The sequence below is a fragment of the Paenibacillus sp. FSL R5-0473 genome, from assembly GCF_038004565.1.
In the GTDB taxonomy this organism is placed as follows: domain Bacteria; phylum Bacillota; class Bacilli; order Paenibacillales; family Paenibacillaceae; genus Paenibacillus; species Paenibacillus amylolyticus.
This window is the reverse complement of record NZ_JBBORL010000001.1, coordinates 3564844-3577752: the sequence shown is the minus strand read 5'-3', so window position 1 is coordinate 3577752 and position 12909 is coordinate 3564844. Positions and strand designations below refer to the sequence as shown.

The 12909-nt window shown below is 47.5% G+C and carries 8 protein-coding genes; all 8 read left to right on the top strand.

All coding sequences use genetic code 11. From position 1 onward, the window contains the following. Window positions 1-127: 127 nt before the first annotated feature. The 8 genes from MKY28_RS15490 to MKY28_RS15455 all read left to right on the top strand — a co-directional run bounded on the left by MKY28_RS15490 (window position 128) and on the right by MKY28_RS15455 (window position 12863). Window positions 128-688, top strand: coding sequence for a flavin reductase family protein (locus tag MKY28_RS15490; RefSeq protein ID WP_074094479.1), 561 nt, complete (start codon window positions 128-130; stop codon window positions 686-688). A 574-nt stretch (window positions 689-1262) separates the two neighbouring features. Continuing rightward, window positions 1263-3356 carry an acyltransferase family protein gene (locus MKY28_RS15485; protein ID WP_340936336.1) on the top strand — a complete coding sequence of 698 codons (2094 nt, stop codon included), beginning with the start codon at window positions 1263-1265 and terminating at the stop codon, window positions 3354-3356. Between the two features lie 257 nt (window positions 3357-3613). Next, window positions 3614-4927, top strand: coding sequence for an extracellular solute-binding protein (locus MKY28_RS15480; RefSeq protein ID WP_340936335.1), 1314 nt, complete (start codon window positions 3614-3616; stop codon window positions 4925-4927). A 101-nt stretch (window positions 4928-5028) separates the two neighbouring features. Beyond that, complete coding sequence (locus tag MKY28_RS15475; RefSeq protein ID WP_036609591.1) at window positions 5029-5910, top strand: carbohydrate ABC transporter permease; 882 nt, start codon at window positions 5029-5031, stop codon at window positions 5908-5910. 36 nt (window positions 5911-5946) lie between these two features. Beyond that, window positions 5947-6801, top strand: coding sequence for a carbohydrate ABC transporter permease (locus MKY28_RS15470; protein WP_340937946.1), 855 nt, complete (start codon window positions 5947-5949; stop codon window positions 6799-6801). Window positions 6802-6831: 30 nt separating this feature from the next. Further along, a complete protein-coding gene (locus tag MKY28_RS15465) occupies window positions 6832-8613 on the top strand; it encodes a cache domain-containing sensor histidine kinase (RefSeq protein WP_100529328.1) in 1782 nt (593 codons plus the stop codon). Beyond that, window positions 8610-10196, top strand: coding sequence for a helix-turn-helix domain-containing protein (locus MKY28_RS15460; RefSeq protein ID WP_340936333.1), 1587 nt, complete (start codon window positions 8610-8612; stop codon window positions 10194-10196). The genes MKY28_RS15465 and MKY28_RS15460 overlap by 4 nt, the downstream gene beginning before the upstream one ends. A 90-nt stretch (window positions 10197-10286) precedes the next feature. Then, window positions 10287-12863, top strand: a complete 2577-nt coding sequence (locus MKY28_RS15455) for a beta-mannosidase (protein WP_340936332.1) — start codon at window positions 10287-10289, stop codon at window positions 12861-12863. Window positions 12864-12909: the final 46 nt, after the last annotated feature.

Sequence of the window (12909 nt, the reverse complement as noted above, 5' to 3'; positions counted from 1 at the left end):
TCCATCTCAGTATAACATGATACTGAATGTGTCGCTTATAGCGAAATCCTCTGCAAAACGCTGTTTCAACCTGTTTCTTTCCTTTATAATTAAAGTTGTGTTTATAACGAAGAAGAGAGGGGATTAGATGCGTCAGCCGATAGAAGAACCCATATTTTATTCTTATCCTGGAATGGTAGCGGTGGTGACTTCACGTCATGAGGGAGTCCAGAATGTGATGGCGTCCGGATGGCATACATACATCGGGTCATCACCAGGCGTATACGGCATCTCCCTTCGTAAGGAAACATACTCCTATGAACTCATTGAGAAGAGTGGCGTATTCGGTGTTCATTTCCTGCCAGGTCATCGATCGGAGTGGATTCAAGCTGCAGGAACGTTCAGTGGGAGAGATACGGATAAATTCACAAGATTCGGCATTCCGTATGAGGAAGGAATCAAGGTAAGTGTACCCATTTTGACAGATGCTTATTTTGCTTATGAATGCAAGGTTATGGATATTACGACATATGGTGACCATGAATGGATTGCAGGCGAAGTGTTACAGCGATATCAGGATCAGAAGTACTTTCTGGAGAATGGAATGGTTGATCTGGAGAAGTTGCAAATCCCAATGTACACAGGGCGTTCAGCATACCGGATCATGGATGCGAGGACAGAAGAAAAGATTCACCCGTTCCACCTCTAGGGTCCTAGGCAAGAAGAAGCAATTATGAGCAAAACTTTCAATCCGGTCTGACATAGGTTTATAATGGATATTGGCTGCTGAGCAAGTCGGCAGCCTTTTGTTATGAATTCAATTGTTTCAATCGATGTGTGCGTGGGTATGCTGGTTTGCGCAAGCGGGACAGGTAATTTTAGCCACTCGATGAAAAGTACTATATTTAACGACAAAATTAGAGTATGATTTTACAGCTATATGAGCTGGCAGGAAAGGTTACATCGGTTTAATCGTTTGTAACTATTCCTGTAAAGTATAAGGCTTAATACGGGCGTATAATGCTAAACGTGAACTCACGAATGAATATAAAGAATATTTTAATAATTAAACTTAATGGATAGGCAACTCGTCTTCTTTAAGATTATAGAATTCACACAGAATGTCGCATCATCGGATCGTGCTTCGAACAGAAGCTTTTCTTATGCTGTAAATGAAAGATGGAAGGTGCAATACGTATGTTAATGACAACCAGAACGATCAGGAGTTCCTTTATGCCCCCAACACCGATGTTGTTGACTCACAGTAACAAGGAGGGGCATGCATGTCACAATCGTTAAATCGTAAGAGACATATGAACGGACTTGACGGCTTGCGAGCCATCGCTGTACTTGCGGTAATCGCGTATCATCTGAATTTGGATTTTATTCCGGGCGGACTGCTCGGTGTAGGTATATTTTTTGTTCTCTCGGGATATTTAATTACAGATATTCTCGTGTCACAGTGGCAGGAACATGGACGCATTTCACTCGGTGATTTCTGGGTAAGACGGGTAAGGCGTTTGCTTCCAGGCATGCTGACCATGACAGCAGTGGTGATGATCTGGTTGGCTTGTACAGATCCATCCCGGCTTGCTGCGCTTCGTGGTGATATCGTTTCGGGTGTATTATACATAAGCAATTGGTGGTATATCTTTCACAACGTTTCCTATTTCGAAAGTTTTGGCCCTCCATCACCGTTTGGACATTTCTGGTCACTGGCTGTGGAAGAGCAATTTTATCTTATATGGCCTCTTCTACTGATCGCGGCAATCGTAGTGTTCAAAAGAAAGGGATGGCTGGTCGTTTTCATTGTCGTCGCAGCTGAATTATCTGCTGGCGCAATGGCCATCATGTATAATCCGGATTTGGACCCGAGCCGTGTATATTATGGAACAGACACGCGGGCATTCGCACTGCTTGCTGGTGCTGCTCTTGCCGTGGTGTGGCCTAGTCGCAAGCTATCGAACTCTCTGTCTGGCATGAACCGGCTTGTGCTCGATGTGTCGGGACTTGCTGCGCTCGCTTTGTTAATCTACATGATGCTGAACAGCAGTGAATATGATCCGTTTCTGTATCAAGGGGGCATGGTGCTTCAGGCTATCGCAACAACGTTGCTGGTAGCGGTGTTGGCTCACCCATCGTCTTTCCTGGCACGTATCATTGGTGCGAAGCCATTACGCTGGATCGGAGAGCGATCCTACGGATTATATCTGTGGCATTATCCAGTCATTATTTTAACCAATCCCGCGGTGGATACGGGAGGAGCACATCCTGTACGCATCATTTTACAGGTTGCTGCAACGGTTGTACTGGCCTCATTGTCCCTTAAATATATTGAAAATCCGATTCGGGACAATGGATTCCGTGATTCTTGGTCCCGATTATGGGGAAGAGGGCGGTCATCAATCGGTATACGTAACGTATGGTGGAAGCGGGCAGGTCTGTTGATGACGATTCTGCTGTTGTCCTATACAGTATCTCAGATGATGGTCTCCCATGCAGCGAACTCCGATTCCCATTCGGTATCGATGTCCAACACATTAAATGGAGAGAATTCCGTAGCGGAGGAACAGGGACAGGATGTGTTGCCGGCTATTACAGGAACGTCAGGCTCTGGCCAAAAGAACGATGCTCATACCCATAAACCGGAAGCAGGAACGAAAGATGATCCGGGGAAAAATGAGAAGCCAACAGGAGAGTCTGCTCCAGATTCAAAACCTGACGAACAAGACAATTCAGTGAATGCTGGCAAGGACGGTCAGTCTGAAGATAAGCCGACTGATGACTCCGTGACTAACGAGAATGATACACCAGATGACGCTGGAGCGAATCAATCCGATGATACGGATCATGCGGATGATGCACCTGATTCATCTCAGGACAATGAAGAAACGGCTCCTCCTGCCGAGGATGGAAAGGTTCATTATACCGTTATTGGAGATTCGGTGATTTTGGATGCAAAACCGTATCTGGAGCAAAGTATATCGGGAGTGTATGTGGACGGACATGTTGGTCGTCAGATGTGGCAGGCAGGCGATGTATTGGAAGGTCTGAAGCAAAACAACCAAATGGGCAGCAAAGTGGTGCTGGAGCTCGGGACGAATGGTTCCTTTAACTCCAAAAACTTGAATGCTGTGCTTGATTATCTGAAAGATGAGGATCGGGTATATCTGGTTACTGTGCGCGTACCTCGTCCGTGGGAACGAACGGTGAACAGGGCGTTGAATGAGGCAGCATCCAAATACAGCAATGTCTCGTTGATTGACTGGAACAGTGCAAGTGAGGGACATGACGAATATTTTGAAAAAGATGGCGTACATCTCACTACGCAAGGGTCCGAAGCTTTTGCAGAACTGGTGAAAAACAGTATCCAATAATACGCAATCCATATTTAATACGATTTAGCACTTATTCATTATATATAGCCTGGGGTGAAGCAGCCAACGGCTGCAACAAGAAAGAGCTCTCATTGTGAGGGCTCTTTTTAGTTGTTATGAACAATAAGCCAGCAAAGTAAATTCCAAACAGGGGAACCGATATTTTTCACCCCTGCATCCGTGGATCGTCACCTTACGGTATGATAGCGTTAACATTTACAATAAGTGTATTCAAATCGCCGAGGGGGATTATAGAGATGTTGAAAAAATGGCTTTCAGGTTTCCTGGCAATAACATTGTTCTCCATTATTCTGGCTGGCTGTGCTGGCGGGGACACTTCAGAAGGAGGCAGCGGCAACGACAAAGTAACCGTCACACTCTGGCACAACTGGACCGGACAGGACGCAAAGGCGGTTGCGATGCGCAAAATAATTGAAGATTTTCGCGCGGCGCATCCAGATATTGAAGTTGTGGATGAAGGCCTGCCAACAGATGGTCTCAAAACCCGGCTTCGTACGGTGGCAGCTGCTAACGAGATGCCAGACCTGTTCGTGATGTGGCCGGATGCCATGACGAAGGAATTTGTCAAAGGGGATCTGTTACAGCCCATTAATGCAGAGCTGGACGCAAAGCCGGAGTGGAAAGATAACTTTATCCCGAATGCACTGGACGGATACACCGTAGACGGGAACATCTACTCCGTGCCCATGAATCTGGCGCCGAGTTCCTTCATCTATTACAATGAAGCTCTTTTCAAGCAGTACAACGTAAAAGTGCCTGAAACTTGGACGGAATTGGAGCAGGCGATTGCTACTTTTAATCAAAATAAAGTCATTCCCATGGCACTTGGCAACAAGGCCAACTGGGTAGCTCAATCAACGATATTCAGTACACTGGCTGATCGGATTACCGGTACGGACTGGTTCCTGAAAGCGACAGCACAAGAGGGTGCAAGCTTTACCGATCCACAATTTATTGAAGCCTTGAACAAGATGCAGGAGCTTGGCAACACCAAAGCATTCCAAGATGGATTCAACAGTATCGATGAGACACAGATGATGCAGCTTTATTTCCAAGGTAAGGCAGCGATGGTCATGAACGGCGGATGGGCCTTGGCAAATCTGGTGAACAATGCACCTGAAGAGGTGTTGAACAACACACATATTACGATTCTTCCTCCAGTGGACGGAGGTCAGGGTGAACCAAGAACAACATCCGGTGTAGTAGGAACCGGGTTGGGTGTAAGTAAAAAGCTGAGCGGTGCACAAAAAGAGGCAGCGATGGAGCTGTTCTACGCGCTGGCAGGACCTGATGGTCAGAAGGCCACATTGGATAGCAGCACATTGGTGAGTTACAAGATTGATCTGGACAAAACCAAAGCACATCCATTGTTCGTTGAATTATATGATCTGATGCAAGAAGTGAAGATCACGCCAGTATACGATTCCAAGCTGGGATCGGCAACGGTTGAGGTTATTAATAATGCATTGCAAGAGTTGCTAATGGGCGGCAAGGCTGAAGACATTGCAGCCAAAATTCAGGCAGCTCAAGCCAATGCAGTTAGTCAGTAACCATTCGTTAAAACCCCTTCCCGGCAGGGGAGGGGTTTTAAGTATGAATGGGATAGTCAGTTGCAAGTTGGTAAAGGCATTTATCGAAGGGAAGTGAACAGATGAACGCACTGCGCAGTCGGCGTTTTATTATGCTGGGGTTGGCCCCGGCAGTCATCATTTATGCATTGTTTGTATTTGTACCGGTCGTGTGGTCGGCATACTACGGTTTCTTCAACTGGTCCGGCATCGGCGCATCCAAATATATTGGTATGGATAATTACGTGGAGATCTGGCATGATCCTGTATTTTGGCGGGCACTGAAAAATAACGTTATTTTTGTGTTGGCATCGGTGTTTGGACAAATTCCGTTAGCGTTGATGTTGGCGGTCATATTACACAAAAGCAATCCATTACAGCGGTTTCTGCGCTCAGCCGTATTTCTGCCGATGGTGTTATCCACTGTCGTTATCGGTATGATCTGGCAGTATATCTATCATCCGCAGATCGGGATATTGAACTTTCTGCTGGACGCTCTGGGGCTGGAAAGTTGGAAGCTGCAATGGCTTTCCGATGACAAGATTGCCATTTTCTCATTGGTACCGCCGCTGCTCTGGAGCTTTGTCGGGTTGTATCTGATTATCTTCATCTCGGCACTACAGAATATTCCAGGCGAGATTCATGATGCTGCCAAAATAGACGGTGCTTCAGGAATCCGGAAACTGGTATCGGTCTCTTTGCCCATAATCTGGGGTACGGTTCAGGTAGCGATCATTCTATGTATTTCGGGTAGTCTGAAATCATTTGATCTGGTCTACATCATGACCAAGGGTGGTCCGGCACATGCGACGGAACTGCTTGCAACGTATATGTACAATTCAACCTTTACAACATACCGATATGGTTTTGGTAGTGCGATCTCCACAACCATCGTACTGATCTCCCTGCTGCTGATCGGAACAAGCCAGTGGCTAACTAGTCGCAAACGAAAAGAGAATCAATAGAGAGGAGGAGTTATCATGCGCGTGACACCTGTATCCATGCCATCACCACAAAGCAGCTCGGGCCATCCGATTCGCCGTCTACGTAGCGGAATTGTTTGGACGCTGCTAACGGTCTATGGTATTTTAACATTGTATCCGTTCTACTGGCTCGTGATTAGTGCATTCAAAACAAATGAAGATTTCTATAGCAGGCCCTTTGGTCTGCCGGAAAACTGGAATGTTGCCAATTTCAGCAATGCATGGGAAAGCTCCAGGCTGGGAACCGCTTTTGGCAATTCACTAATTGTATCGGTGGGATCACTTATTCTGACGCTGTTTATTGCAGCGCTGGCTTCATTCATCCTGGCTCGTTTCCAGTTTCGCTGGAAAGGGTTGATCATGACCTTCTTTGTTGTTGGTATGCTCATTCCGATCCATAGTACGCTTGTCCCCTTATTTATTTTAATGAAACAGATGTCCTTGCTAAATACGTACTGGGCCTTAATATTACCTTATACGGCTTTTGCATTGCCTACGGCTATTTTTGTGCTTACTGCTTATCTGACAAGTGTTCCACGTGATATTGAAGAGGCAGCTTTCATTGATGGAACAGGACTTTGGGGGCTGTTTACCCGGATCATGTTACCCATGTCCGTACCTGCGTTGTCTACGGTTACGATCCTGAGTTTCTTGCATGCGTGGAATGACTTTTCTTTTGCGCTTGTATTCATCAACAAAACCGGATTGAAAACGTTACCGCTGGCCATTGCGAACTTTGCGGATGGATATCAGACGGATTACGGATTAACGCTTGCTGCCATGACCCTGTCGGTTATTCCAACCATTATCTTGTATCTCGTATTCCAGGAACAAGTTATGAAAGGCATGACAGCCGGAGCTGTCAAAGGATAAGCGAAAGCGCATCCAGAGGAGGAGAAACGTTTGGCACGCTGGCTCACATCTTCGTTACAAAGGAAGCTATCGGTCGTCGTGACGGCTTCAATGATTGTGCCATTGCTGGCGTTGGGTCTGTTCGCCTTTCTGATCTCTTCCCGCATTACAGAGCAAAAAACAAAACTGTCCGGCATGGATACGCTGAAACAGGTGGAAGCAAATCTTCGTTATATGTTGCAGGATGCCGAGAATCTCTCCATTTTCCTGATTGGAGAACGGGACATCCAGCAGTATCTTAGCCACAATGAAGATCATGAGCTGGACCGGGTGGATATCCTGGGAAGGATGACCAATCTGGCGGCTTCCAAGAAATATATTGCGAACATCGCCATATATCCAAGCCGATTCGATGCCACATTGTCAACCGCTACCTGGTATGAATCCAATGAATCCAACCTTTCGTATCCCTCTGTTCCAAGCGGTGAAGCAGTCAAACAATGGACGGGGGTATACCCGGTGCAGAATTACGCGGGTATTCAAAATGTGATCACATTGGTTCGGCCGATTCGCAGTATCCATGATTATCGACCGATCGGCTGGTTAGCCATTAGTCTGGATGAGAAGGCCATATCCAAAGGATGGGCCGCTCTGGGATTAGGCAGAGGGCAAGGCAGACTGGAGCTCATCGGCAGTTCTGGAGAGATTCTGTCTTCGATGGACAAATCCCGGCTTGGACTTAAACTGGAGCAGGCTGAACAAGGTGTCACAACGTTAATTCAGGATGGCGGTAGCGGAACAACCACATATGGCAGTGGTGAAGATAAACGGACATTGCTCTATTATCCGGAAGAATTGACGGGGTGGACGTTGGTTGGAACAGTCCCTTACGACCAGTACAAGTCCGAGAATCGGTACATTCTTATTCTGACCGGTTGCGCCGTTGCCATGTCTGCTGCGATAAGTGCTGCCTTGGTCTGGTTTACGGTGCGGCGTGTGACGAGGCCGCTTCGTGTGCTTACCAGACATCTGTCCCGAATTGATCCGGAGCGTCCTCTTCCGCTGTTCCGGTCTGAAAGTGATGACGAGATTGGCAGGCTTGGGGAGAGTTACAATCTGCTCGGTGCACATATTCAGTTATTGAAGGAAGAGGTTATTCGAGGTGAAGCTCGCAAAAAAGAGGCAGATCTTCGAGTGCTTCAGGCGCAGATTAACCCGCACTTTCTCTATAACACGCTCTCTTCCATTCACTGGATTGCATTAATGTCTGAAGAGAAGAGAATTGCGGATATGGTTGAGGGCCTGAGTGATTTTCTACGTATCAGCTTGAATAATGGTCAGGATTACTGCCCTGTGGAACAGGAAATTGCTCATATTCGCCATTATGTGCGTGTGCAGTCGATTCGTTTCCCTGATCAATTTGTGTTGCATTATATCGTAGATCCAGCACTTGAGAAGCGAATGATGCTGAAGCTATTGCTGCAACCGCTTGTTGAGAACGCCATGATTCATGGCATTCAGCCCAAAGCAGGCGTGGGTACCATCACCATAATGATTCGCAAGGACCCGGATAATGAACAGATAAATGTGCTGGTGCTGGATGATGGTGTAGGCATGGAGCCGGACAGACTGGAGCAATTAAGGATAAGCATTAGGGAATGGAAGGGAAAACAGCCGGAAAAACAGCTGAACCAAGGCGGTTATGGGCTCTGCAATGTGAATGAGAGACTGCTGCTCCATTATGGAGCGGATGCACAGCTTGAAGTAGACAGCAGGGTTGGGGGAGGTACCCGGATTTCGTTTTCCATTCCAATCTTGGAGGGTTTACCATGAGACTATTAATTGTTGATGATGAAGTGATTATCCGTACAGGGCTTGCCAGCGTTATCGCTTGGCATGAACTCGGAATTGAACTTCTTCAACCTGCTGCCTCGGCAGAGGAGGCGTTAACACGCATGGCTGAGGAACGTCCGAATATCCTGATGACGGATATTCGGATGACAGGCAGATCAGGGCTGGAACTGGCAGAAGAGGGCCTGCGATTACTACCTGAGCTGGAGGTCATTATTTTGTCTGGATACGATGACTTTTCTTATGCCCAACAGGCGATTCGCCAAGGTGTTACAGATTATCTGCTCAAAACAAGCAAGCCGGAAGAGATCATCAAAACCGTATTACAGGCCAAACAGCGAATCACGGAACGTTGGGCAGAGAAGTCCCGAGAGGGCCAGCTTATGCGGGAGAATCGAGAGCGGTTATTTGCTGGATGGATCATTGATGGTGACACCGCTTCGGGCCATTTCCCTTCATTTTTGCGATCTGATGCTGGAAAAGAGGCAGGGGTTGTTGGCCTTGATGATGAACAGATTCTCAGACAAGTCATTATTCTTCGAGCAGAGGGGTGGGATCAATCCTCGGATGCGCTATTACGATTTGCGGTGCAGAATACCCTGGAGGATATGTTACCTGGTGCCATTGCTCATGTAGAGAAACAGCAAATTATCTGTGTAGTTTCATGGCCGCCTGTGGAACATGAAACTACGTTCAGGCTGGAGAGTGCATTACGTCGGGTGGAGCAATTACTGAAGTGCACCCTGCGCGCAGCGGTAGGTCTGCCTATGCGTGGATATGCAGATCTGCACGAAAGCTATAGAACTGCTTCAGCTGCCTTCCGATATCGGGGTTTGATGGATTATAAAGTATGGCATTATGAGCACGTTCAGGATCGCCAAGGTGGTAAAACTGTACTTACGCACGAAGAGGAGACCAGACTTGGTACAATATTGCTGGATAATGATTCAGTCACGTTAACGACATGGACGCGGGAACTTGTGGCTAATCTGATTACAGAACCGGAGGTCACACCAGAATCGTTCAGTGCTTGTCTACACTCGGCCGTTATTGCAGGTCATCGCTGGCTGACTCGCACAATGCGAGCCACAGGGCGTGAAGAACCCGCAAGGCTCGAGCCCTGGTTGCCGGAACCGGATGCCGAAGCTGTGGAGCTCGGGGATATGCTGTTCCATCATCTGTATGGTCTGATGCATGTCTATCATAGCCGAATGGGCCAGGGACAGGCTGCCCATGTGCAGAAGGCTATCGGTTATATTGAATCATCATTGGCGCAGGATATTAATCTGCAGCAGGTAGCTGGACATGTTCATTTGCATCCGGGTCACCTCAGTGAGCTGTTTAAAAAAGAAATGGGTGTGACCTTCGGAGATTTTGTCACCGATATGCGTATACGAAGAGCGATGGATATGCTGGCGGTGTCTCCAGCGAAGGTCAGTGAAGTCGCTGCAATCAGCGGCTACGAGGACGTGAAATATTTTAGCAGACTGTTCAAAAAACATACGGGCAAGACCCCGAGTGAGTATCGCGAAGAGGCGTTGTTGTTCAAGCCTTCGGGAAGTTAGAAATGAGCAGATTAGGAAACATGTTTTACCTTTCTGCAAACGTTTTCGATATAGTATTACTCAGGGTTATTGGAGAGTGAGGGCATACTGATGAAGACCTATAGTTCAAGTCAGGATTTATCGGGACAATGGAAGATACAACATTTTGAAGTTGGAGAGAAGCGGGCAATGGATGTGGCAGCAGCTGCGCTGGATGACCGTTTCTGGATTGGGGCTGAAGTGCCTGGCGATGTACATGCTGCACTGGTTGAGCGCAGTATCATTGATCCGCCCTATTACGGACATAATGATGCCAAAAGTCGCTGGATTGAGCAAAAGGAATGGTGGTACCGCACAACCTTCAATCTGGTGAGCGATGCAGAGACAGAGGAGCACTTTGAATTAGTGTTCGAAGGATTGGATACGTTTGCAACGGTATATGTCAACGGCCATGAGGTCGGGAAAACGGCCAATATGCTTATGTCACATACGTTTAATGTAACGTCTCTGGTACGCAGCGGCTGGAATGCGATTGCTGTCAAGTTTGATCCGCTTCACCTGCATCACCGGGACAAAGAAACCTTTGACTGGTCCTCGTATACGAAGGAACGGCCATGGTTGCGAAAAGCAGCGATGAATTTTGGCTGGGACTGGGGTCCACGCATGGTTACGGTGGGGATCTGGGGTGCGGTAAGGCTGGAAAAACGAACAATCGCCAAGCTGGAAAATGTGTATGCTCGTACGGAATCAGTCAGTTCAGAGTTGGCAGTCTTACATGTCACAGCGGATGTGAAGTCGGTCTTGTCTTACCGTAGCAGACAGAAACGTGAGCAGGCTGTGGTTGCGACCTGTAATGTTCGTCTGTTGGATCGCAGTGGACACGAGGTGGCAAGTGTCACTGAACTACCCGTAGAGGGTGGTATAGCAGATACCACATTAAACGTTACGTCACCTCAGTTATGGTGGACTCATGATCTGGGTGAACCTTATCTGTATACGCTGGAGGTTACATTATTCGCAAATGGCGTTGAAGTGGATCGTTATAACGAGCCTTATGGGTTACGAACGATTGAGCTGGCTCTTCACAATGAACGGGGTGAAGATGCGTTTGCTTTTATCCTGAACGGAGTCAAGATCTACGCCAAGGGAGCCAACTGGATTCCGGCTGATCATCTGATTGGCGCCATCCCGAACTCTCGGTATCGTGAGCTTGTCGAGCTGTCGGTGGAAGGGCATATGAACATGCTGCGTGTCTGGGCTGGTGGTATATATGAGAAGGATGTCTTCTACGATGAGTGTGATCGGCAAGGGGTGTTGGTGTGGCAGGATTTTGCATTCGCGAATGCACTGTTCCCGGATTTCAATCGTGATTTCATGGATAATGTACGGCAAGAGGTAGAAAACAATGTCTTACGTCTGCGTAACCGTGCCTCGCTTGCCCTCTGGTGTGGGAATAATGAAATAGATTGGCTCTATGATATGAAGTCTGCAAGTGGAGATATTACCAGCCCGTTCTACGGTGAACAGATCTATCATGAGCTAATCCCTGAAGTGCTAGAGCGATTGGATCTGTCTCGTCCGTACTGGCCTTCTTCGCCGTTCGGAGACAGCAACGGTCAGGATGCGAATGACCCGGATGTGGGGGATCGCCACAACTGGCAGGTATGGCATGGTTCGGTCTATCCAAGGAAGCATGGAGAGCCACCACTGCTGGACTACAGTATTGAAGGTGTAACGTTCAAAAATTATAAAAAGGATCATGCGTTGTTCAGCAGTGAATTTGGTATGCATGCCTCGGCCAATCGTTACACACTGGAGAAAAATATGCCCGCAGGGCAGTTTTACTGGGGCAGTCCGGAGATGGCCTATCGTAACAAAGATACCAACCACCAGAAAGGTATTTTGCTGATGGAGGGTTACACAGGGATTCCGCAAGATATAGAAGAGTATATGAACTACTCCATGCTTACTCAAGCAGAAGGGTTACGATATGGAATTGAACATTTCCGGCGCATCAATCACCGCAACAGCGGAGCGCTTGTATGGCAATTGAACGATAGTTGGCCAGGAACAAGCTGGTCCATGATTGATTATGAACTGCTGCCGAAGGCATCCTTTTATTATGGGAAAATATTCTTTCATCCTGTTCTGTTGTCACTGGAGCATGAGCCATGTGAGCCGCTTGTGTTGTGGGTTGTGAACGATACACGTGAAGTCTTGAAAGGGGAGCTTCGACTCAATGTCTATGCATTGAATGGAGAGAAGATCTACTCCAGCTCACATGCTGTTGAAGTAACATCCCAATCCTCACGGTGTATTGCTGAATTAACTGAAGTAGAGGTGTTACAGGGCAGACGTGCGGAGGAAGTAATGGTTGAGCTGGTATCCGAAGGGTTCGCGGCGCCGATTAATCGGTACTTCTTGCGTGATCCTAGGGATGTGACGTTGCCTGAGTCGCAATTGAGCGTACATGTGAACGAGGAGGAGCAGTCTGTTACGGTTACGGCCAGTGGTGCGATTGCACGATTGGTGAAGCTGGAGCTTCCCCTTGGGCGTGTACGATTCAGTGACAATTATTTCGATCTGCTCCCCGGTGAGAGCCGGACGGTAAGACTTCGTCATCCGGAGCATTCTTCTCTGCCTTTGACAGAACTTCGGGTCAGTGCCATGAACGGCAGAGAAGGATAAAATATTAATAACAGACTTCGAATCTTATTCGAGGTTCAAGGTGGTC